This is a genomic window from Diaphorobacter sp. MNS-0, from assembly GCF_019602835.1.
Lineage (GTDB): Bacteria > Pseudomonadota > Gammaproteobacteria > Burkholderiales > Burkholderiaceae_C > Diaphorobacter > Diaphorobacter nitroreducens.
In genome coordinates this window covers 2,959,419-2,980,934 of sequence record NZ_CP080761.1, presented here as the reverse complement: position 1 = coordinate 2,980,934, position 21,516 = coordinate 2,959,419, and the positions used below count along the sequence as shown (strand labels likewise).

Here is a 21,516-nt window from a genome sequence, read left to right as displayed (position 1 = left end):
GGCGCTTGACGGACGGGCGTTAGCGGCAGTTTTGGTGCAGAACCGCCACGGACCGATCGACGGGCCGTGGCGGGTGGGCGGGTGGCCCGCCGCGGCGTGCGGGTGCGTAACGCCAGCGTCACAAGCGGTCCCTACACTGCCGCGATGTCACTGATCGAACTTGATGCGGTTGCCAAGTCCTGGGGGAGCACCACGGCATTGCAGTCCATGAACCTGCGCATTGAGCCCGGTTCTTTCTGCGTGCTGCTGGGACCCTCGGGCTGCGGCAAATCGACCACGCTGCGCATCATTGCGGGGCTGGAGTCACCCACGTCGGGCAGCGTGCGCATCGACGGGCAGGACGTCACGCAGCTGCCGCCGGCGCGGCGCGGCATCGCGATGGTGTTTCAGAACTATGCGCTGTTTCCGCACCTGAGCGTGGCGCAGAATATCGGCTTTGGCCTGGCGGTGCGCAAGGTGCCCAAGGCCGAGGCCGCGCAGCGCGTGGCGCATGCGGCCGAGTTGCTGGGCCTGGCCCCGCTGCTGGAGCGCCGACCCGCACAGTTGTCCGGCGGGCAGCAGCAGCGCGTGGCGCTGGGCCGCGCCCTGGTGGCCCAGGCCCGCGTGTGCCTGATGGACGAGCCGCTGTCCAACCTGGATGCGCAATTGCGCCAGGAGATGCGCACCGAGCTGCGTGAGCTGCAGCAGCGCCTGGGCCTCACCGTGGTGTACGTGACGCACGACCAGGCTGAGGCCATGAGCATGGCTGACCAGGTGGTTCTGCTGCACCAGGGGCGTGTGGAGCAGTGCGCACCGCCGCGCGATGTGTACGCCGCGCCCGCTTCCATCTTTGCCGCGCGCTTCATCGGCACGCCCGCCATGAACCTGGTGCGCCTGGAACAGGGCCGCATCGCGGGCACCGACATCGCCGTGGGTCGCACGCAGGCGCACTGGCTCGGCCTGCGCCCCGAGGCCGTGGCCCTGGACGATGGCAGCGGCGGGTCGAGCGGCGTGGCCGCCGCCGTGCACAGCCAGGAATACCTGGGCGCGGATGCCGTGCTGCGCTGCGCCATCGGCACCGAATTCATCACCGTGCGCGCGCCGGGGCAGCACGCCCCCGCAGCCAACGGCCAGGGTGTGCGCCTGCGGTGGTGCGGGCACGACCAGCATTTCTTTGACGCCCAGGGCCAGCGCCTGGCGGCTTGAGCCACTTCTTACACAGCCTGCGCCGCATGCGCGTGCACGGCGCTGCCTTTCGTTTCCTCTCCCCACTCTTTCCAGACCCCAGGAGCTTTCGCAATGCAACGCAAGATGTTTTTGAAGACCTTGGCTGCGCCCGCCCTCGCGGCCATGGCGCTGTGTGCCGTTACCGCCCATGCGCAGGCCCCGGTGGAGGTGCCGTTCTACTACCCCGTGGCCGTGGGCGGCCCCATCACCAAGGTGATCGACGGCTACGCGGCCGACTTCAACAAGGCGCATCCGCAGTACAAGGTGGTGCCCATCTATGCCGGCACGTACCAGGAGACCATCGTCAAGGCGCTCACCGCGCACAAGTCCGGCAAGGCGCCGGCCACTTCGGTGCTGCTGTCCACCGACATGTTCACGCTGATCGACGAGGACGCCATCGCCCCCATCGACGACTTCGTGAAGACCGACGCCGATCGTGCCTGGCTCTAGGGCTTCTACCCGGCCTTCATGGCCAACAGCCAGACGGGCGGCAAGACCTGGGGCGTGCCGTTCCAGCGCTCCACGGTGGTCATGTACTACAACAAGGACGCGTTCAAGGAAGCCGGCCTGGACCCCAACAAGGCACCCCAGAATTGGAAGGAGCTGAAGGAAGCCGCGCGCAAGCTCACCAAGAAGGATGCCAGCGGCAACGTGACACAGTACGGCATCCAGATCCCGTCCACCGGCTTTGCCTACTGGATGCTGCAGACGCTGACCACGCCCAACGACGTGCTGCTGGCCAACGGGGCCGGCACCCAGGTCACCTTCGACCACCCCAAGGTCATCGAGGCGCTGGACTTCTGGGTCAACCTGGCCAAGGAAGGCGTGCACCCCAAGGGCGTGGTGGAGTGGGGCACGACGCCCAAGGACTTCTTCGAGAAGAAGGCCGCGATCATCATCACGACCACGGGCAACCTGACCAACGTGAAGAACAACGCCAAGTTCGACTTCGGCGTGGCCCAGATTGCCGGCAACCTGCGCAAGGGCTCGCCCACGGGCGGCGGCAACTTCTACATCTTCAAGAAGGCGCCACAAGAGCAGCAGCAGGCCGCGTTCGAGTTCGCCAAGTGGATCACCCAGCCCGAGCGCGCCGCGCAGTGGAGCATGGACAGCGGCTACGTGGCCGTGTCGCAGGCCGCCTATGACACACCCGCACTCAAGAAGTACGGCCAGGACTTCCCGCCCGCGCTGGTGGCGCGCGACCAACTGCCGGTATCGGTGGCCGAGTTCTCCACGCACGACAACCAGCGCGTGACCAAGGTGCTCAACGACGCCATCCAGGCCGCGCTGAACGGCACCAAGACCTCGGCGCAAGCGATGAAGGACGCTCAGCGCGAGGCCGACCGCATCCTGCGCAGCTACAAGTAAGGGTGGGCCTCCCATGCCGGTGATGCGCAGCACGCCGGATGCGGGCAGCAGCCAGCGTGCCGTGCACGCCTGGCTGATGCTGCTTCCGGCCCTGGTCCTGTTGGTGGCCTTCACGCACTGGCCCACGCTGGCCACGCTGATCGACAGCTTCCATTCCACGCCCCGCGGCGGCCGTGCGGGGGTGTGGGTGGGGCTGGAGAACTATGCGGCCATGGCGGACGACCCCGTGTTCTGGCAGGCCGTGCGCAACAACCTGTGGTTCGCCGGCGCGACCATTCCGCTGTCCATCGGGCTGGCGCTGATCATGGCGCTGTGGGTGAATGAACGCATGGTCGGGCGCACCTGGGTGCGCATGGCGTACTTCACACCCACCGTGCTGCCGATGATCGCCGTGGCCAACATCTGGCTGTTCTTCTACACGCCGCAGTACGGGCTGCTGGAGCAGATCACCGGCCTGCTCGGGCTGCCGTCGCGCAACTGGCTGGGCGACCCGGCGACGGCGCTGGCCTGCGTCACGGTGGTGGCGGTGTGGAAGGAGGCGGGCTTCTTCATGATCTTCTACCTGGCCGCGCTGCAGACGCTGAACCCCAGCCTGAAGGAGGCTGCGGCCATCGAGGGTGCGTCGCGCTGGTACTTCTTTCGCCGCGTGCAGTGGCCGCTGCTCCTGCCCACCACGCTGTTCGTACTGGTGAATGCGGTGATCAACGCCTTCCGTCTGGTGGACCATCTCTTCATCCTCACGCGCGGCGGGCCGGACAACGCTTCCACGCTGCTGCTGTACCACCTGTACGAGGTGGGCTTCAAGTTCTGGGACACGGGCTATGCCGCGGCGCTCACGGTGGTGCTGGTGGTGGCGCTGGCCGGCGTGGCGCTGGTGCAGTTCTTCGTGTTCGACAAACGGGTGCATTACCAGTGAAACAACCCCCTGAGCGGCTGCGCCACTTCCCCCTTCTCTCACGCCTTCTCTCACGCTGCGCGTGGGACGGAGGAAGCTGCCCGTGCGGCGGGGTGGCCCTTGCACGGCGGCCCTGGCTTGGGTGGTGCCGGTTTCATCCCATAGGAGGGCGCGACGCGCCATGAAAACCAATACGCTGTACGAGGTCACCCTGCTGGACACCCTGGCCGCCTGGACGCTGGCCCTGCTGTGGCTGCTGCCGCTGGCCTATGCGGTGTGGACGGCCTTCCACCCCGCGGAGTACGCCACGCGATTTGATCTGCTGGCGCCGTGGACGCTGGACAACTTTCGCCGCGCCTGGGAGGCCGCGCCGTTTGCGCGCTATTTCTTCAACACCACCGTGCTGGTGGCGATGATCCTGGCCGCGCAACTGGTGCTGTCCACGCTGGCGGCCTATGCCTTCGCGCGCTATCGCTTTCGCGGCCAGAACGTGGCCTTCGCGCTGGTGCTGGTGCAGCTCATGGTCATGCCCGACATCCTGCTGGTGGAGAACTACAAGACCATGGGCCGCCTGGGCCTGGTGGACTCGCTGGTGGCCATCGGTCTGCCGTACTTCGCCTCGGCGTTTGCCATCTTCCTGCTGCGCCAGACCTTCATGGGCATTCCCAAGGAGCTGGATGAAGCCGCGCGCGTGGAGGGTGCCAGCGCCCTGCAGATCCTGTGGCGCGTATACGTGCCGCTGGCGCGGCCGGTGTACACCGCGTTTGCGCTGGTGTCGGTGAGCTTTCACTGGAACAACTTCCTGTGGCCGCTCATCATCACCAACAGCGTGGAATCCCGCCCGCTCACCGTGGGGCTGCAGGTGTTCTCGTCGGTGGAGCAGGGCGTGGAATGGTCGCTCATCACCGCGGCCACGCTGATGTCCACCGCGCCGCTGCTCATCGGGTTCATACTCTTTCAGCGCCAGTTCGTGCAAAGCTTCATGCGCGCGGGCATCAAGTAGCAATTCAAACCAAATCAGCCTCCAGCGCCCGTGCAGCAAGCGCGAGCAGCTCTGTTTTCAGGAGTAAACCATGCAGCTCGTCACCTGGAACACCCAGTGGTGCCGCGGCCTGGACGGCCGCGTGGACCCCGCGCGCATCGTGCAATACGCAGTGGCGCTGGGCGATGTGGATGTGCTGTGCCTGCAGGAGATCGCCGTGAACTACCCCGGCTTGCGCGGTGCGCCCGTCGACCAGGTGGCGCAGGTGCAGGCCGCGCTGCCCGCAGGCTGGCAGGTGTTCTTTGGCGCCGCGGTGGATGAGTGGACCGCCGCGGGCCGCCAGCGCTTTGGCAACCTGATCGCCACGCGCCTGCCCGTGCTGCAGCTGCAGCACCACCCGCTGCCATACCCGCCCGATGCCGGCGTGCGCAGCATGCCGCGCCTGTGCAGCGTGCTCACCGTGCAGGACCCCGCGCTGGGCCCGGTGCGCGTGATGACCACGCACCTGGAGTACTACTCCAAGCCCCAGCGCATGGCGCAGGCGCTGGCGCTGCGTGCGCTGCACCTGCAGGCCTGCGCGCAGGCCGCGCAGCCGCCGCAGGGCCTGGCCGACGGCTCGCCGTTCCAGCCCAAGGCGCACACGCCCCATGCCGTGCTGTGCGGCGACTTCAACCTGCAGGCGCACGAGCCTGAATACGCCGTGCTGGCCGCTGCGCTGGCGGACGAGGAGGGCGCGACCGCGGGCCAGGCAGGCCAGCCCCCGTTGTGGGATGCATGGCGACTGCTGCACCCCGACGCGCCGCAGCCGCCCACGTTTTGCGTGTTCGACCAGACCTATGCGCCGCAGCCGCTGGCCTGTGACTTCATCTGGGTCAGTGATTCGCTGAGGAGCCGGGTGCGCGCGGTGCGGGTCGATGGCGTGACGCAGGCATCAGACCACCAGCCCGTGCTGCTGGTGCTGGAATGAGTGGCCGCGCGGTCAGGCCGGCTGTGATGCGGCGGGCTGCTGCTGTGCAGGCGCCTCGCCGGCCGAAGGCGGCTCCCACTCGGCCCAGTCGGGGCCGAACAGCTCCGCCGGATGCTGGCTGCGTTCCGATCCGTTGCCGCACTGCATGGCATCGGCGGCGCAGTAGCGGTCGCAGCCCCAGCACGTGCGCTCGGGATGTGCGGGGTTCAGCGGAAACTTCTTGGCCATGGGGCAGGGCAGTTATCAAGGGGATGCAGTCACTGTCGTTACCCGACCCCGGTAGGGTTTTGATGTACATCAAGCCATTTCCGCGCGGGGCAGCTCGTACGATGCAGCCCTTTGGATGAATCACCCCGCCTGAACACGCCATGGGACTGCTGCAAACCGCCAAGCAATGGGCGCGTGCGCTCAAGCGCGACGTGCTCGTCGTCTACCTGGCTGCGCGCGATCCGCGTAACCCCTGGGCGCTGCGCCTGCTGGCGCTGGCCGTGGCTGCCTATGCGCTGAGCCCCATCGACCTGGTGCCTGATTTCATTCCCGTGTTGGGCTATCTGGACGACCTGCTCATCGTGCCCCTGGGCCTGGCGCTGGTGCTGCGCCTGCTGCCGCCGCCGGTGCTGCTGGCCGCGGCGATCATCATCATGCTGTGGGTGCTGCTGGCTGTGCTGCTCTTCGCCTGGTGGCGTGGCCGGTAAGGTCGCGGCAGCGGTGGCGTGTGCGGCTGCGACTATGCTCGGCAGTTGTCCCTCTTCTTCGTCTGAAAGCCTTTGCACATGCTGATGGGTCTAGCCGCCAACCGTTTGCACCACCATACCGAAGACGGTGCGCTGTTCGCCTTCCTGCGCGCCTGCGAGGCGGGCATACGGGAACTGCGGCTGGGCCTGCACACCGTGGGCCGCACCCATGATGCGATCGCCGCCGCCGGCATGCTGCAGGGCTACCGGCCGCTGGTGCGCTACCCCTATGGGCGCGAGGGCGGGTTGATGAAGCTCGTGGCCGAGGTGGTGGGCATGCCCGAGCCGGGCCGCACGCTGGACGGCGCCATCTACCTCATCGACCCGGTGGACCCGTCGTCCATCTTCCCGGAGGCGCTGGCGCTCAAGCGCCAGTGCGTGATCCACGGCAAGCCGTTCCTGTCCACGGTGGCCAGCGCGCGCGACTGGGTGGAGATGGAGCGCATGCATGCCGGCCTGTCGGCCGACCGCAACGCCGACCGCTTCCATGACTACGGCGCGCAGACGCTGGCGCTGATCGCCCACGATGCGATGAAGTCCGCCATGCTGGACTTTGCGGCGCGCAACTTCGAGCTGCTCTCGCGCTTTCGCCAGCGCGTGGCCACGGGCACCACGGGCCAGCGCCTGAACGAACTGGCCTGGGCGCGCGGCTGGCCCGCCGATATGCCCTGGGTGCAGCGCTTCAACAGCGGCCCGCTGGGCGGCGACGCGCAGATTGCCGACTGGGTGCTGCAGCGGCGCTGCCACCGCGCCATCTTCTTCGAGGACCCGCACGTGGCGCGCCAGCACGAGGCCGACATCCAGCTGCTGGAGCGCGCCGTGACCACCGCCACGCACGACGCGGTATGCACCACCTCGCCGCAGGTGGCGCAGCGCTGGTGCGATGCAGCCGCGCTGCGCGCCACGCGGTGATGCGCCTGTGAGGTGGCGACGCGCCCTCGCGGCGGCGTGTCTGGCGCTGGCCAGCACCGTCAGCCTGGCGCTGCCCACGTTCGATGAGGTGCGCGCCGATTTCCGCTCGTCCGAGACCCTGGTGCTTTCGCGCGAGGGCGAGGTGCTGCAGCGCCTGCGTACCGACGCCACCGTGCGCCGCGGCCAGTGGGTGGGCCTGGCCGATGTGTCGCCCGCGCTGCGCCAGGCGCTGGTGCTGAGCGAGGACCGGCGCTTTTACGAGCACAGCGGCGTGGACTGGGCCGCGGTGTCGGCCGCCGCCTGGGGCAACCTGTGGAACCAGCGCACGCGCGGCGCCAGCACGTTGACCATGCAGTTGGCGGGGCTGCTCGACGGCCCGGATGCCGATTTCTTGCGCCAGGGCCCCGGTGGGCGCAGCGTGCCGCAGAAGCTGGGGCAGGCCGTGGCCGCGCAGGTGCTGGACCGACGCTGGCGCAAGGACCAGATCCTGGAGGCGTACCTGAACCTGGTGCCGTTTCGCGGGGAGATCGTGGGCATCGACGCGCTGGCGCGCACGCTGTTCGGCAAAGCCGCGCACGGCCTGGATGAGCGCGAGGCCGCCGTGGCCGCGGCCCTGGTGCGCGCGCCCAATGCGCGGCCCGCATTGGTGGCCCGGCGCGCCTGCGGCGTGCTGCGCGACATGCGACGGGCGGGCCACAGCGGCGCGCGGGGTACCGATTGCGACGCGCTGGACCTGTTCACCACCGCCGCGCTGCAGCGCCGAGCGTTCGACGCCAGCGAGGGGATTGCGCCGCACTTCGCACGCCAGCTGCTGCGCCAGGCTGGGCGCACGCAGGAGCGCGTGTCGCAAGATGGTGCATCGCGGGATGGCACTGCCGCGCAGCGCGTGCGCTCCACGCTCAGCGCGCCGCTGCAGCGCATGGCGGTGGACACGCTCACGCGCCACCTGCGTGAGCTGCGCGGGCGCAACGTGGAAGACGCCGCGCTGGTGGTGCTGGACAACGCCACGGGCGAGGTGCTGGCCTGGGTGGGCTCGTCCGGCCCCTTGAGCCAGGCGGCCGAGGTGGATGGCGTGCTGGCCCTGCGCCAGCCTGGCTCCACGCTCAAGCCCTTCCTGTACGCGCAGGCGATTGCCGAGCGGCGGCTCACGGCCGCCTCGCTGGTGCACGATTCGCCCGCGCACATCGCCACCGCCGGCGGGCTGTACATCCCGCAGAACTACGACCGCCAGTTCAAGGGCTGGGTGTCCGCGCGCACCGCGCTGGCCGCCTCGCTGAACGTGCCGGCGGTACGCACGCTGGTGATGGTGACGCCCGACGCCTTCTTCGAGCAACTGCGGCGCCTGGGGCTGCCGCTGACTGAGTCCGGCGGCTACTACGGCTACAGCCTGGCGCTGGGCAGCAGCGAGGTGCCGCTGCTGCACCTGACCAATGCCTACCGTGCGCTGGCCAACGGCGGGCGCCTGAGCCCCGTGGCCTATGCGCCTGCGCAGCGCCCGGCGTTCACGCCGGCGCTGGATGCCGGCGCGGCCTTCATCGTGGGGGACATCCTGTCGGATGCCAACGCGCGCGTGCGCACTTTCGGCACCGACAGCGTGCTGGCCACGCGCTTCTGGACGGCGGTGAAAACCGGCACCAGCAAGGACATGCGCGACAACTGGGCCGTGGGCTGGTCGCAGCGCTACACCGTGGGCGTGTGGGTGGGCAACGCCAGCGGCGCCGCCATGCATGACGTGAGCGGCACCAGCGGCGCAGCACCCATCTGGGCCGAGGTCATGGGCTGGCTGCACCGCAGCACGCCCAGCCGCGCGCCGCGCCCGCCACAGGGCCTGGTGCGGCAGGCGGTGCGCTTCGGGCCGGGCGACGGCGGCCAGCCGCTGGAGGGTGCGCGGCAGGAGTGGTTCATGGGCGGCACGCAGCAAGCGTTATTTGCTATTGAAAGCGAAGCTAGTGGCGCAAGCGAGACGGGCGCTACAGGCACAAATGATGCAAATCCTGAAGCGGTAGCGGCGCGCATCCTGGCGCCGGCGTCGGGCACCGTGGTGGCGCTGGACCCGGACATTCCGCCCGCGCACCAGCGCCTGCAATTCACGGCGGGCGGTGTGGGCCGCGCGGCGGTGCGCTGGCGCATCGACGGGCGGATGGCCGGCAGCGGCGCGCAGTGGGCATGGCTGCCTTGGCCGGGCCGCCACCGCGTGGAGCTGGTGGACGCCCAGGGCAAGGTACTGGACCAGGTGCAGATCGAGGTGCGCGGCGCGGGCGTGCGCGCGCGGCGCTGACGCAGCGGCACGTGCGAGCCCGGCGCCTGGCGCCCGCGCCCGCGCCCGCGCTGCAAAATTTTCACAGTGCGCTCAAATCCTTCAAGCACGCGGCGCCGGGCTGGGACTACGATCCACGCTTTTCCGTCAACGCACTCACCAAGAGCCTGCCGGACTGGGAAGGCGCCGGCCATTCGCTGGCGCTCCAGGCGCGGCACGCTCGCACAGCCCGAGGGATTTGCCGTGGCCGACCTGTCCAAAATCACCTGCATCGAAGACCTGCGCGTGGTCGCTGAACGCCGCGTGCCGCGCATGTTCTATGACTACGCCGACTCGGGCTCCTGGACCGAGAGCACCTACCGCGCCAACGAAGACGATTTCCACCCCATCAAGCTGCGCCAGCGCGTGGCGGTGAACATGGAAGGGCGTACCACGGCCACCACGCTGGTGGGGCAGCAGGCCAAGATGCCCGTGTGCATCGCGCCCGTGGGCCTCACGGGCATGCAGCATGCCGACGGCGAGATCCACGCCGCGCGCGCGGCCGAGAAGTTCGGCATTCCGTTCACGCTGTCCACGATGAGCATCTGCTCCATCGAGGACATTGCCGAAAACACCAGCGCGCCGTTCTGGTTCCAGCTGTACATGATGCGCGACCGCGATGCGATGGCCCGCATGATCCAGCGCGCCAAGGACGCCAAGTGCAGCGCCCTGGTGCTCACACTGGACCTGCAGGTGATCGGCCAGCGCCACAAGGACATCAAGAACGGCCTGACCGCGCCGCCGAAGCCCACGCTGGCCAACATCATCAACCTCATGACCAAGCCCCAGTGGTGCCTGGGCATGGCCGGCACGCGCCGGCGCACCTTCCGCAATCTGGTGGGGCATGTGAAGGGCGTGTCGGACATGAGTTCGCTGGCCGCCTGGACCAACGAGCAGTTCGACCCGCGCCTGTCCTGGGCCGACGTGGCCTGGGTGAAGGAGCAGTGGGGCGGCAAGCTGATCCTCAAGGGCATCATGGTCGAGGAGGACGCGCGCCTGGCCGTGCAGCACGGCGCCGACGCCATCGTGGTCAGCAACCACGGCGGGCGCCAGCTGGACGGCGCGCCGTCCGCCATCCATGCGCTGCCAGCCATCGTGGATGCCGTGGGCACGCAGACCGAAGTGTGGATGGACGGCGGCATCCGCAGCGGCCAGGACGTGCTCAAGGCCTGGGCGCTGGGCGCGCGCGGCACCATGATCGGCCGCGCCATGGTGTATGGCCTGGGCGCATTCGGCGAGGCGGGCGTGACCAAGGCGCTGCAGATCCTCCACAAGGAGCTGGACGTGACCATGGCCTTCTGCGGCCACACCAACATCCAGAACGTGGACCGCTCCATCCTCGTGCCCGGCACCTATCCCACCGCGCCGCAGAGCTGACGCGCACTATTGTTTTAATAGCTGCTGGCGCTTGGTAGATAAGCGCTGGCGGCCGATTTGGCTTCGGGTATTCAGGATGGCCATCGCCATGGGCTGAGGCGCCCCTCGCCAATCGCAGGGGCTGCGCGGCGATGGCGCTGGCTATGCTCGGCGGCGCATGACCTCCTCCCTGACCGCCGTTGCACCCTGGCTCTGGGTGCCCGTGGTGCTGTTTGCCGCGCTGGCGCAGACCGTGCGCAACACCGCGCAGCGCTCCCTGACCGCCGAGCTGGGCACGCTGCCCGCCACGCTGGTGCGCTTTCTCTACGGCCTGCCGTTTGCCGGCGTGTGGCTGGCGTTGCTGTACGCCTGGCCCGCGCAGCCGCCGGCCGTGCCGCATTTCAGCGCCGCCTACCTGGGCTGGATCGCGCTGGGCGCGTTCTTCCAGATCGCGGGCACGGCTTTCCTGCTGCTGGCCATGGCCGAGCGCAACTTCGCCGTTGCCGTGACCCTGTCCAAGACCGAGGTGCTGCAGGTGGCGCTGTTCGCCAGCGTGTTCCTGCACGAACTGCCCACGCCGCTCGCGCTGCTGGCGATGGTGGTGGCCACGCTGGGCGTGCTGCTGCTGTCGCTGCCCCCGCGCGGACAGCTGCTGTCGCCTGCAGCCTGGCTGAGCCGCCCGGCCCTCTATGGCCTGGCCTGCGGCGCCAGCTTTGCGATCGCTTCGGTGGGCTTTCGGGGCGGGGCGCTGGCACTGGGGGCCGAGACGCCGTGGCTGTCGGGCGCCTGGGGCGTGCTGATCGCGCAGACGCTGCAGACGCTGGGCCTGGGCGCCTGGGTGGCGCTCAAGAACGAGCGGGGCCTGGCGCCGCTGTGGCCGGCGTGGCGCATGTCGCTGGTGGCGGGCAGCATGGGTGCGGCCGCGTCGCTGGCGTGGTTCACCGCCTACGCCATGCAGACCACGGGCGCCGTGCGCACGCTGGGCATGGTGGAGGTGGTGTTCAGCTACCTGGTATCGCGCCGCCTGTTCAGCGAGTCCTTCACGCGGCCCGAGAAGATCGGCATGGCGTTGATGCTGGTGGGGTTGGTGCTGATCTGCCTACAGGGCGTGTGAAGAGAAACATCCCCTGAGTCGCTTCGCGCCTTCCCCCCGCTCTCGCATTGCCGCGCAATGCGGGCAGGGGGACGCCACCAGCGCGGCGGGGCGGCCCTTGCGCGGTGGCCCACGCCGGGGGGCGCGCCAGTTTCCTAGGCGGCACGCCTCGCGCAGCGCGCGACAATTGCCGCCGTGACCGCTACTGCCTCTGATCGCCGCATCGCCCACCTCGACATGGATGCGTTCTACGCCTCCGTCGAACTCCTGCGCTACCCGCAACTCAAGGGGCTGCCCGTGGTGATCGGTGGCGGCCGCCGCCCGCAGGACGAAGCGCTGACCGCTGCCTACGCCGGGCGGCCGGGGGATATTCCGGTGGCGGCGTTTGCGCTGCTGAAGGACTACGCGGGCCGCGGCGTGATCACCACCGCCACCTATGCGGCGCGCCAGTTCGGCGTGGGCTCGGCCATGGGGTTGATGAAGGCCGCGCGCCTGTGTCCGCAGGCCGTGCTGCTGCCGGTGGACTTTGCTGCCTACCGCCGCTACTCCAGGCTTTTCAAAGAGGTAATCCTCTCCATCGCGCCGGTCATGGAAGACCGCGGCGTGGACGAGGTGTACATCGACTTCACGCGAGTAGCGGGCGGCCAGCGCGACGGCGGGCGGGTGCTGGCGCGGCTGATCCAGAAGAGCATCTTCGACGCCACGGGGTTGACCTGCTCGATCGGCGTGGCGCCCAACAAGCTCATCGCCAAGATGGCGAGCGAGTTCAACAAGCCCAATGGCATCTCCATCGTGCAGCCAGGCGACCTGCAAGACCTGATCTGGCCGCTGGACTGCCGCAAGATCAACGGCGTGGGCCCCAAGGCCGAGGCCAGGCTGCTCGCCCACGGCATCCGCACCATTGGCGAATTGGCCCAGCGACCGCTGCCGTGGCTGATGCAGCAGTTCGGGCGTTCCTACGGTGCCTGGCTGCACGACGCGGCCTGGGGGCGCGACGAGCGCGCGGTGGTGACCGAGAGCGAGCCCGTCTCCATGAGCCGCGAAACCACCTTTGAGCGCGACCTGCACGCGGTGCACGACCGCGCCGAACTGGGCCGCATCTTCACCGCACTGTGCGAGCAGGTGGCGGGGGACCTGCAGCGCAAGGGCTACGCGGGCCGCACCATCGGCATCAAGCTGCGCTACGACGATTTCAAGATCGCCACCCGCGACCAGACAGTGGCGGACTTCACCCAGGATGCGGCCACCATCCGCCGCGTGGCGGGCCTGTGCCTCAAACGCGTGCCCTTGACCAAGCGCCTGCGCCTGCTGGGTGTGCGCGTGGGCAACCTGCTGCCCCAGGCAGCCGTTGCCCAGCAGGCGGCGGGTTGGGGCGAGAGCGCGCCGTTGTTCTGATCGGGTCGATGGCACCACGTTGGTGCAAATTTGCTTGACGTAAATCTAGGGGATAATTCATAAAAGTTACACTCGTTTACTCACATTCCTGACAGCCCCGCATTGGGGCCGTTCGTCCTTTCAGAGGTTCTGCATGCGTGTGAACGTCCCGGTCACGGGCCGCGGGTATGACTATCCCGCCGATGAGTTGCTGGTGTCTCTCACCAATACCCGGGGTGAAATCACCCACTGCAATCCCGCGTTTGCGCGGGTGAGCGGCTATTCCCATGAAGAACTCATGGGCCAGCCGCACAACCTCATCCGCCATCCCGACATGCCCCCGGCGGCCTTCAAGGACTTGTGGTCCACCATCGGCCGCGGCAAGCCCTGGACGGGGCTGGTCAAGAACCGCCGCAAGAACGGCGACCACTACTGGGTGCGCGCCAACGTGGTGCCGGTGCTGGAACGCGGCAAGCCCGTGGGCTACATGTCGGTGCGGGTGAAGCCATCGGCCGACGAGGTGGCCGCGGCCGACGCTCTGTATGCGCGCATGCGCGCCGAGGCCCAGTCCGGCCGCATCACGCTGGTGCTGCGCGAGGGCGAGCTGCTGCGCGCCGGCCCACGCGGCTGGGTGGAGCGTCTGGTACGCCTGGGCCTTACGGCCCGCATGGCCGTTACGTTGGCGGTGCTGTCCATCGCGGTACTGTTGCCCGACGTGCTGGGCCTTGCGGGCTGGGCGGCCGTGGCATGGCGGGCCGCCGCGCTGGGGCTGGGCGCGGGCGTCATGCTGAACTACTTTCACCGCCACTTCTCGACCGCGCTGGAGGAGGCCGAGCGGTTTGCCGGCGACATCGCGGGCTGCAACCTGGCCACCACGGCGCGCACCGACTATTCGGCGTCGCTGGGCGCGCTCATGCGCCGTCTGGTGCAGATCCAGATCAACCTGCGCGCCGTGGTGGGCGATGTGCGCAACGAAGTGCAGGGCTTTTCTGCCGCCGCCACGCAGGTGGCGCAGGGCGGACGCGAACTGTCGGCGCGCACCGAAGCGCAGGCCGGCAGCCTGCAGCAGACCGCCGCCGCCATGGAGGAACTGGCCAGCACCGTGGCCCACACGGCGGATGCGGCGGCGCAGATGGCGAGCGAGAGCGAGCGCAATATGGCCGTGGCCAGCCGCGGCGGCGCCGCCATCGCCGAGGTGGCGCAGTCCATGGAGCACATCCGCCGCTCGTCGGCGCGCATGGGCGAGATCATCGGCGTGATCGAGAGTATTGCCTTTCAGACCAACCTGCTGGCACTCAACGCCGCGGTGGAGGCCGCGCGTGCGGGCGAGCAGGGCCGCGGCTTTGCCGTGGTGGCGGGCGAGGTGCGCGCGCTGGCGCAGCGCAGTGCCACCGCCGCCAAGGAGATCAGCGGCCTGATCGGCCAGACGGTGGATGGCATCGCCGATGGCAACCGGCGCATGGCGCAGGCGGGCCGGACCATCGAGGAGATGGTGGACGCGGTGCGGCGCGTGAGCACCCAGGTGCAGGAGATCACGACCGCCACGCGCGAGCAGTCCGAAGGCATCGGCCAGGTGAACGAGGCCATCGTCCAACTCGACAGCGTGACGCAGCAGAACGCCGCGTTGGTGGAGGAGTCGGCCGCCGCGGCCCAGGCGCTGCGCGCAGGCGTGACCTCGTTGGGCCGCAGCGTGGATGTGTTCCGCCTGGGGTGAAGGGCCGTCCAGCGCGTGGCACTTTCGGTGAAAAGGCACGCGCGGCCACTGGCTGCATGGGGCCGTGGCGATGCCGGGCGCTGTGCTGCTACGGGCGCGCTGCTGTCCTGCCAGGGCCGCTTTATTGCCGCGCGGTGCGTACGTTGCGCGGCAGCTGCTGCGGGTGGCTGGTGCGCAGGGGGTTGATGTCCAGACCGCCGCGGCGTGTGTAGCGCGCGTACACGGCCAGCTTGATGGGGCGGCAGCGCGTCCAGATGTCCATGAAGATGCGCTCCACGCACTGCTCGTGGAATTCGTTGTGGTTGCGAAAGCTAACCAGGTACTGCAGCAGGCCGGCCTGGTCGATCTGCGCGCCGCTGTAGGTGATCTGCACGCTGCCCCAGTCGGGCTGGCCGGTCACCAGGCAGTTGCTCTTGAGCAGGTGGCTCACCAGCGTCTCGGTCACCGGGGCCTCGTCATGGTGTGCGGCCAGCAGCTCGGGCGCGGGCTGGTAGCGCGTGCATTCCACGTCCAGGCGGTCCAGCAGCAGGCCGTCCAGCTCGTGGATGGGCTCGCGGTCGAAGGCCTCGGGCAGCAGCAGCGTCACGCCCACGGTGCCGGGATGCTCGGCGCCGCGCCACACGGCTTCGCTCACGTCGGCGCGGATGCGCGCACGCACTTCGGCCTCGCTGGCAAAGCGGGTGTTGTTGAAGCTGTTCAGGTACAGCTTGAACGACTTGCTCTCGACGATGTGGGGCGTCTCGCAGGGAACGGTGATGTGGGCGATGGCCACCTGCGGCTTGCCGCGCAGGTTGAGCCACGACAGCTCGAACGCCGTCCACAGGTCCGCGCCGAAGAAGGGGGCGTTGCCGTCGATACCGATCTCGGCGCGCTTGTCCGCGCGCGGGATGGGAAACAGCAGCGACGCGTCGTACTGGTCGGCATAGGCCGAGGCCTTGCCGAGCTGGGAGTGTTCCGGGGTGTTCATGGTGTGCTATGGATTGGATAGCTGCTAGCGCTTGTCGAATAAGCGCTAGCGGCCCATTTCATTTGAATTCCCGTTCGCGCAGCCATTTGGTGGCGATCCACTTCTCGCCCTCGATCACCGAGGCGCCGCCGTGCAGCGTGCGCGTGCTGGGGTGGGGCCGTTCGTAGCTGAAGAACACCGCATTGCCCTGGCGCGGCGCCACCTCCAGGGGCACGTCGGGGAAGGTGGTGCCGCCGCCCTTGAGCGGGTTGTTCAGGTAGATCACCAGCGTTGCCACGCGCTGGCCGCCGCGGCGCACGATGGTGGAGGTGCCGGGCTGGTCGGGGTCGAAGTAGTCGTAGTGCGGCTTGTATTCCGCGCCGGGGCGGTAGTGCAGCACCTGCAGGCCTTCGCCGTTCTGGATGGGCCAGCGCACCAGGCGGGCGATGCGCTCTTCCAGCCGCTGCACCACGGGCGTCTCGCCGCGCTGAAAGAACATGCCGTCGCTGGTGCGGTCCGCGTTCACCTCTTCGCCGCCGGTGGTGGTCTGCACGGTGAGCGAGCGTGCCATGCGTGGCTGTGCGGCATCGATGATGGCCTGGCATTCCTCGGGCGACAGCAGGTTGCCGAACAGCACCACGCGCGGGTTGGCCATCGACATCAGCACCTCGACCTGGCGGTCGCCCACGTCGATGAAGAGCGGCGCGTCGGCGATGTCGGGCTCGGGCACCGGCACGGCGGGCGGCAGGCCTTGCGGCTGCACCGCGCCGTCCAGATGCGCGCGCAGTACCTCCTCCACCGCGCGCACGGCAACGCTATCGGCCCAGCCCGCGTTGCGCATGGCCTCGATCAGTGCGGGGGTGGCGATGCCGGCGCCGGACTGGTCGAGGATCCACTGGCGCAGCTCGGGCGTAACGGACTGGGAGGAGGCGAGGCTGTGATCGGGCATGGGCTTTCGTTGGGGCAGGGTTTCAGGTGCGCTTAAGGCCCAGCACCTGCAGTTCGGCATCGCTCAAGCGCGACAGCACGTCGCTGCGCAGCGTCTGCAGGCGCTGGTGGTGGCGAAAGTCCAGGTCTACACCCTGCAGCGGCTGCACGCCGTCGGACGCGAGCGCATAAGCCTCGCCGGCTGTCTCGTTCACCAGCAGCCACATGCGCCGCACCTGGCCCCGCTGGCCGCCATGCGTGTGCTGGGCGGCAAACGCCTCCGCATCGGCGCGCCGGGTGAAGGTGGCTTTCAGGAATTCTTCGCGCATGAACGTGATCCACACGCCCCAGCCTTCGCGCACGGTGGCCTCGAAGGGCTGGTCGACGGCTTGGGTGGCGGGGTAGTGCGCGGTTTCGACGGCGTGGTTCATGGGGGGCGTCCAGGAAAGGAGGGGAACCTGTCTAGCTGCCGGCGGCGTGGCGGCGGAACACGAGCCGGTCGGGCTGGGACGAGGCCGGGTGGAAAGCATAGCCTTCCAGGTCGAATTCCTCCAGCCGCCGCGGGGTGGCCGCGCGCTGCTGAATGGCCCAGCGCGCCATCAGGCCGCGCGCGCGCTTGGCGTAGAAGCTGATGATCTTGTACTGGCCGGCCTTGTGGTCCTCGAACACGCATTCGATCACGCGCGCCTTGAGCACCTTGCGGTCCACGGACTTGAAGTACTCCTGCGAAGCCAGGTTGACCACCACCGGCGTGGCGTCCGCGGCCAGGCGCTGGTTCAGGTGTTCGGCGATGCGCGCGCCCCAGAACTGGTAGAGGTTGGCGCCGGCATCGGTCGCCAGGCGCGTGCCCATCTCCAGGCGATAGGGCTGCATGCGGTCCAGCGGCCGCAGCACACCGTACAGGCCGCTCAGGATGGCGACATGCTGCTGCGCCCACTGCAGGTCTTCGAGGGAGAGCGACTGTGCCTGCAGCCCTTCGTACACGTCGCCGTTGAAGGCCATCACCGCCTGGCGCGCGTTGGCGGCCGTGAAGCGCGGCTGCCAGGCCGCATAGCGCGCCACGTTGAGGGCGGCCAGCGGGTCGCTGATCGACATCAGCGCGGCCACTTCCTGCGGCGACTTCTCGCGCAGCACCGCGATCAGGCGCTGTGCGTCGGGCACGAACGCGGGCAGCGTGTGCGGCAGGCCGGCGGGCAGGGGGGTGTCGTAGTCCAGCGACTTGGCGGGCGACAGCAGGAACAGCACGGTCATTACTCCCAATGTGCGAGCTGCCGTGGCTATCAGCTGAATATGCCTCTAAGGCTTATCCATCAAGCGCCAGCAGCTCATTTATCGATAGCATAAAACGCCACCGGGGGCATGACGCCCCCGGTGTTCTGCCATGGCGCGGGCTTAGGCGGCCGCGTTGTCCTGGTCGAACGGCAGCTGCATCGCACCCAGGTCGCGGCGGGTTTCCACCAGCACCAGCGGACCTTCATCCAGCACCACCACGGGCGCACGCTCGCGCGGCACGTGGACGGGCTTGGGCTCGGCCGCAATCGCGGCCTGCGCGGCGGCGATCTTCTGGGCGTCGGAGTTCACCCATTGCAGGCCCGAAGCCTGCGCCACCTGCTGCAGCGTGTCCACGGGCAGCGTGAATGCCTGCACGCGCGGCATGCCACCGGTTGCCGGCGCTACCGCGGTGGCAGCCGGAGCCGGTGCGGGCACAGGTGCCGCTGCAACGGGCGCGGGCGCCGGTGCGGGGACTGGCACGGCGGCCGGGGGTGGCGTCACTGCGGCCGTGGCTTCGGGCGCGGCTTGCGGCGCTGCCGCCGGGGCAGATGCCGGAGCGGAGGCGAAATAGCTGCGGCGTGCGGGGGCGGAGTCTTCCTCGGCCGCCGCAGCGGGAGCGGGGAGGTCCAGGTCCATCAGCGGCGCGGCAGGCGCTTCGGCATCGGCACCGGTGGCGCTGGCCTCGGCATTGCGCGGGCTGCGCTCGCCACGTTCGCGGCGGTCGCGTCCATAGCGGTCGCGCGAACGGCGCTCGCGGCGCTCCTCGCCGGCGGGGGCTTCGGCGCCGGACGTACCAACTTCAGCGCCGGACAGGTCCAGGTCCGGCAATGCGGCCAGGGGCGCAGTGTCGGCAAAGTCGGCGCCAGCGGCGGGGGCGTTGGCGTCGATGGTGCGCGGGCCGCGTTCGCGGCGCTCGCCGCCGCGCTCACGGCGCTCGCCTCGTTCACCCCGTTCGCGGCGTTCACCGCGCTCGCCGGTGCGTGCCGAGCGCTCCTCGGTCACTGCCACGTCGGCATCGGTCGTGACCGGGGTGTTGGCCGGGTCGGCCGCAGACTGCATGGGCGGCTGTGCGTTGCGCTCACCGCGCTCGCGGCCGCCACGGCCTTCGCGCGGCTCGCGGCGGCTCTCGCCTTCCGCGCGCTCGCCACGGCGTTCGCCGTCGCGGCCATTGCGTGGCTCACGCGGTTCGCGGTTCTCGCGGCCCTCGGCGCTGCGCTCGCCGCCACGGCCTTCGCCACGGCGGCCGCGGCCTTCGCCGCCTTCGCGGTTGCCGTTGCGCTCACCGCCACGCTCGCCGCTGCGTTCACCAGTGCGTTCGCCACGGCGACCGCCGCGCTCACCGCGACGCCCTTCGCCGCGTGCGCCGGGTTCCGCGGGCGTCTGCGCGGGGGCGGCCACAGGTGCGGGCGCGGGTGCGGCGCCAAAGCCGAACAGGCTCTTGATCCATGCGAAGAAGCCCTGCTCGGGCGCCGGTGCGGCGGCCGGGCGCTGGGGCGCGGGCGTGGGGGCCGTTGCCGGGCGCTGCTGGCCCTGGCCCTGCGGGCGCGTGGCGCCGCGGGCGGCGCCTTCGGGGCGCGGCTCGGCCACAGGGGCCGGTGCGTCGGGCAACACGCCCTTGATCACGGGCGTCTGCTTGTTGGTCGGCTCCTGCGAGCGGCGCGTGACCTTGGTCTGGTCTTCCTCCACGTCGGCCAGCTTGTAGCTGGCGTCCAGGTTTTCCAGGCGCGGGTCGTCGTGCTTGAGGCGCTCCAGCTTGTAGTGCGGCGTTTCCAGCGACTTGTTGGGGATCAGCACCACGGAGACGCGCTGCTTGAGTTCGATCTTGGCGATCTCGGTGCGCTTTTCGTTGAGCAGGAAGCTGGCCACCTCCACCGGCACCTGGCAGTGCACGGCGGCGGTGCTGTCCTTCATGGACTCTTCCTGGATCATGCGCAGCATCTGCAGCGAGAAGCCTTCCGTGTCGCGCACGTGGCCGGTGCCGTCGCACAGCGGGCAGCGGATGTGCGCGCCTTCGGACAGCGAGGGCTTCAGGCGCTGGCGGCTCATCTCCATGAGGCCGAACTTGCTGATGGTGCCGAACTGCACGCGCGCGCGGTCCTGGCGCAGCGCGTCGCGCAGGCGGTTTTCCACTTCGCGGCGGTTCTTGCTTTCCTCCATGTCGATGAAGTCGATCACGATCAGGCCGCCCAGGTCGCGCAGGCGCATCTGGCGTGCCACCTCGTCGGCGGCCTCCAGGTTGGTGCGCGTGGCGGTTTCCTCGATGTCGCCGCCCTTGATGGCGCGTGCCGAGTTCACGTCCACGCTGACCAGCGCCTCGGTGTGGTCGATCACGATGGCGCCGCCCGAGGGCAGGGTCACGGTGCGCGCGTAGGCGGACTCGATCTGGTGCTCGATCTGGAAGCGCGAGAACAGCGGTGCGTCGTCGCGGTAGCGCTTGACCTTGCCGGCATGCTCGGGCATGACGTGCGCCATGAACTGGTGCGCCTGCTCGTATATGTCGTCAGTGTCGATGAGGATGTCACCGATGTCGCTGTTGAAGTAGTCGCGGATGGCGCGGATCACCAGGCTGGATTCCTGGTAGATGAGGAAGGCGCCCTTGCCGGCCTTGGCAGCGCCATCGATGGCGGTCCACAGCTTGAGCAGGTAGTTCAGATCCCATTGCAACTCGGGCGCGGAACGGCCGATGCCGGCGGTGCGCGCGATGATGCTCATGCCCTTGGGGTACTCCAGCTGGTCCATCGCCTCCTTGAGCTCGGCGCGGTCCTCGCCCTCAATGCGGCGCGACACGCCCCCGCCGCGCGGGTTGTTGGGCATCAGTACCACATAGCGGCCGGCCAGGCTGATGAAGGTGGTCAGGGCCGCGCCCTTGTTGCCGCGCTCTTCCTTCTCGACCTGGACGATCAGCTCCTGGCCTTCCTTGATCACGTCCTGGATCCTGGCCTGGCTGGGTGATACGCCCTCGGCGAAATACTGTTTGGAGATTTCCTTGAACGGCAGGAAGCCGTGGCGGTCTTCGCCATAGTCAACGAAGCAGGCCTCCAGCGACGGTTCCACGCGCGTGACGACGGCTTTGTAGATGTTGCCCTTGCGCTGCTCGCGCCCTTCGATCTCGATCTCGTAGTCCAGCAGCTTCTGGCCGTCCACGATGGCCAGGCGCCGCTCCTCGGGCTGCGTGGCATTGATGAGCATCCGCTTCATGATGCAATTCCTTTTCGTTGTGTCGTGGCGGCCCGCGCGCAGCGCTCTCTCAGGGCTGCAGCGGCGCGTACCGCCGGTTCCAAACCAAACAGGCTCTACACGAGCCGGAAATGCCTGGACTGACGCATCGAAACGAGGGAATTGCCGGGATGCACCACGGCTGCTGGGTTGGCTAACTCAGCAGGCGGGGTGGTGGCGCGTGGATGGGGGCGAGCCGGTCAGCGCGCAGGCGTGCTACCAAGAATGTAGCTGTTGGCGCTTGACCGGCGGGTGTTG

17 protein-coding genes and 1 pseudogene are annotated in these 21,516 nt (G+C 69.0%); 12 read left to right on the top strand and 6 right to left on the bottom strand.

Features of this window, described 5'->3' with window-relative positions; all coding sequences use genetic code 11:
* Positions 1-144 precede the first annotated feature (144 nt).
* The 5 genes and pseudogenes from K2L43_RS14255 to K2L43_RS14235 all read left to right on the top strand — a co-directional run bounded on the left by K2L43_RS14255 (position 145) and on the right by K2L43_RS14235 (position 5,418).
* Positions 145-1,185 (top strand): ABC transporter ATP-binding protein, encoded by a 1,041-nt coding sequence (locus tag K2L43_RS14255; protein WP_220637827.1) that lies wholly within the window; start codon positions 145-147, stop codon positions 1,183-1,185.
* Positions 1,186-1,278: 93 nt separating this feature from the next.
* Positions 1,279-2,574 (top strand): annotated as a pseudogene (locus K2L43_RS14250) (ABC transporter substrate-binding protein).
* Between the two features lie 13 nt (positions 2,575-2,587).
* Entirely contained in the window at positions 2,588-3,490 is a 903-nt protein-coding gene (locus K2L43_RS14245) for a carbohydrate ABC transporter permease (protein ID WP_220637826.1), read from the top strand.
* 160 nt (positions 3,491-3,650) lie between these two features.
* Positions 3,651-4,472, top strand: coding sequence for a carbohydrate ABC transporter permease (locus tag K2L43_RS14240; RefSeq protein WP_220637825.1), 822 nt, complete (start codon positions 3,651-3,653; stop codon positions 4,470-4,472).
* Positions 4,473-4,542: 70 nt separating this feature from the next.
* A complete protein-coding gene (locus K2L43_RS14235) occupies positions 4,543-5,418 on the top strand; it encodes an endonuclease/exonuclease/phosphatase family protein (protein WP_220637824.1) in 876 nt (291 codons plus the stop codon).
* Between the two features lie 12 nt (positions 5,419-5,430).
* On the opposite strand, the gene K2L43_RS14230 is transcribed toward K2L43_RS14235, so the two are convergent.
* Positions 5,431-5,646, bottom strand: coding sequence for a DUF3079 domain-containing protein (locus K2L43_RS14230; protein WP_011806421.1), 216 nt, complete (start codon positions 5,644-5,646; stop codon positions 5,431-5,433).
* A 140-nt stretch (positions 5,647-5,786) separates the two neighbouring features.
* Here K2L43_RS14230 and K2L43_RS14225 point away from each other — a divergent pair, with 140 nt between their 5' ends.
* The 7 genes from K2L43_RS14225 (at position 5,787) to K2L43_RS14195 (ending at position 14,897) form a co-directional block, all read left to right on the top strand.
* Positions 5,787-6,113 (top strand): YkvA family protein, encoded by a 327-nt coding sequence (locus K2L43_RS14225; RefSeq protein ID WP_220637823.1) that lies wholly within the window; start codon positions 5,787-5,789, stop codon positions 6,111-6,113.
* A gap of 78 nt (positions 6,114-6,191) precedes the next feature.
* Positions 6,192-7,064 carry a methylglyoxal synthase gene (locus tag K2L43_RS14220; RefSeq protein ID WP_220637822.1) on the top strand — a complete coding sequence of 291 codons (873 nt, stop codon included), beginning with the start codon at positions 6,192-6,194 and terminating at the stop codon, positions 7,062-7,064.
* Positions 7,036-9,342 carry a penicillin-binding protein 1C gene (pbpC, locus tag K2L43_RS14215; protein ID WP_220637821.1) on the top strand — a complete coding sequence of 769 codons (2,307 nt, stop codon included), beginning with the start codon at positions 7,036-7,038 and terminating at the stop codon, positions 9,340-9,342. The genes K2L43_RS14220 and pbpC overlap by 29 nt, the downstream gene beginning before the upstream one ends.
* 222 nt (positions 9,343-9,564) lie before the next feature.
* Positions 9,565-10,737 carry an alpha-hydroxy acid oxidase gene (locus tag K2L43_RS14210; protein WP_304515498.1) on the top strand — a complete coding sequence of 391 codons (1,173 nt, stop codon included), beginning with the start codon at positions 9,565-9,567 and terminating at the stop codon, positions 10,735-10,737.
* A 157-nt stretch (positions 10,738-10,894) separates the two neighbouring features.
* Positions 10,895-11,830: a DMT family transporter gene (locus tag K2L43_RS14205; protein WP_220637820.1), complete on the top strand. Its 936-nt coding sequence runs from the start codon at positions 10,895-10,897 to the stop codon at positions 11,828-11,830.
* A 216-nt stretch (positions 11,831-12,046) separates the two neighbouring features.
* The gene (gene dinB / locus K2L43_RS14200) at positions 12,047-13,204 is read left to right on the top strand and encodes a DNA polymerase IV (protein WP_220639010.1); all 1,158 of its coding nucleotides are present in this window, start codon (positions 12,047-12,049) and stop codon (positions 13,202-13,204) included.
* Between the two features lie 133 nt (positions 13,205-13,337).
* Positions 13,338-14,897 carry a methyl-accepting chemotaxis protein gene (locus K2L43_RS14195; protein WP_220637819.1) on the top strand — a complete coding sequence of 520 codons (1,560 nt, stop codon included), beginning with the start codon at positions 13,338-13,340 and terminating at the stop codon, positions 14,895-14,897.
* Positions 14,898-15,018: 121 nt separating this feature from the next.
* On the opposite strand, the gene queF is transcribed toward K2L43_RS14195, so the two are convergent.
* From queF to K2L43_RS14170, 5 genes are all read right to left on the bottom strand, one after another.
* Positions 15,019-15,864: an NADPH-dependent 7-cyano-7-deazaguanine reductase QueF gene (gene queF / locus K2L43_RS14190; protein WP_123675885.1), complete on the bottom strand. Its 846-nt coding sequence runs from the start codon at positions 15,862-15,864 to the stop codon at positions 15,019-15,021.
* A 58-nt stretch (positions 15,865-15,922) separates the two neighbouring features.
* Positions 15,923-16,792: a 2OG-Fe(II) oxygenase gene (locus K2L43_RS14185; protein ID WP_220637818.1), complete on the bottom strand. Its 870-nt coding sequence runs from the start codon at positions 16,790-16,792 to the stop codon at positions 15,923-15,925.
* Between the two features lie 22 nt (positions 16,793-16,814).
* Positions 16,815-17,201 carry a hypothetical protein gene (locus tag K2L43_RS14180; RefSeq protein ID WP_011806411.1) on the bottom strand — a complete coding sequence of 129 codons (387 nt, stop codon included), beginning with the start codon at positions 17,199-17,201 and terminating at the stop codon, positions 16,815-16,817.
* A 31-nt stretch (positions 17,202-17,232) separates the two neighbouring features.
* Positions 17,233-18,015 (bottom strand): peroxide stress protein YaaA, encoded by a 783-nt coding sequence (gene yaaA, locus K2L43_RS14175; RefSeq protein WP_173370366.1) that lies wholly within the window; start codon positions 18,013-18,015, stop codon positions 17,233-17,235.
* A 147-nt stretch (positions 18,016-18,162) separates the two neighbouring features.
* On the bottom strand, positions 18,163-21,240 hold the full coding sequence (locus K2L43_RS14170) for an Rne/Rng family ribonuclease (protein ID WP_220637817.1): 3,078 nt from the start codon (positions 21,238-21,240) through the stop codon (positions 18,163-18,165).
* Positions 21,241-21,516 lie beyond the last annotated feature (276 nt).

Coding starts and splice junctions, on each gene's coding strand:
- K2L43_RS14255 (WP_220637827.1), top strand. CDS start 145: ATGTCACTGATCGAACTTGATGCGGTTGCCAAGTCCTGGGGGAGCACC.
- K2L43_RS14245 (WP_220637826.1), top strand. CDS start 2,588: ATGCCGGTGATGCGCAGCACGCCGGATGCGGGCAGCAGCCAGCGTGCC.
- K2L43_RS14240 (WP_220637825.1), top strand. CDS start 3,651: ATGAAAACCAATACGCTGTACGAGGTCACCCTGCTGGACACCCTGGCC.
- K2L43_RS14235 (WP_220637824.1), top strand. CDS start 4,543: ATGCAGCTCGTCACCTGGAACACCCAGTGGTGCCGCGGCCTGGACGGC.
- K2L43_RS14230 (WP_011806421.1), bottom strand. CDS start 5,646: ATGGCCAAGAAGTTTCCGCTGAACCCCGCACATCCCGAGCGCACGTGC.
- K2L43_RS14225 (WP_220637823.1), top strand. CDS start 5,787: ATGGGACTGCTGCAAACCGCCAAGCAATGGGCGCGTGCGCTCAAGCGC.
- K2L43_RS14220 (WP_220637822.1), top strand. CDS start 6,192: ATGCTGATGGGTCTAGCCGCCAACCGTTTGCACCACCATACCGAAGAC.
- pbpC (WP_220637821.1), top strand. CDS start 7,036: ATGCAGCCGCGCTGCGCGCCACGCGGTGATGCGCCTGTGAGGTGGCGA.
- K2L43_RS14205 (WP_220637820.1), top strand. CDS start 10,895: ATGACCTCCTCCCTGACCGCCGTTGCACCCTGGCTCTGGGTGCCCGTG.
- dinB (WP_220639010.1), top strand. CDS start 12,047: ATGGATGCGTTCTACGCCTCCGTCGAACTCCTGCGCTACCCGCAACTC.
- K2L43_RS14195 (WP_220637819.1), top strand. CDS start 13,338: ATGCGTGTGAACGTCCCGGTCACGGGCCGCGGGTATGACTATCCCGCC.
- queF (WP_123675885.1), bottom strand. CDS start 15,864: ATGAACACCCCGGAACACTCCCAGCTCGGCAAGGCCTCGGCCTATGCC.
- K2L43_RS14185 (WP_220637818.1), bottom strand. CDS start 16,792: ATGCCCGATCACAGCCTCGCCTCCTCCCAGTCCGTTACGCCCGAGCTG.
- K2L43_RS14180 (WP_011806411.1), bottom strand. CDS start 17,201: ATGAACCACGCCGTCGAAACCGCGCACTACCCCGCCACCCAAGCCGTC.
- K2L43_RS14170 (WP_220637817.1), bottom strand. CDS start 21,240: ATGAAGCGGATGCTCATCAATGCCACGCAGCCCGAGGAGCGGCGCCTG.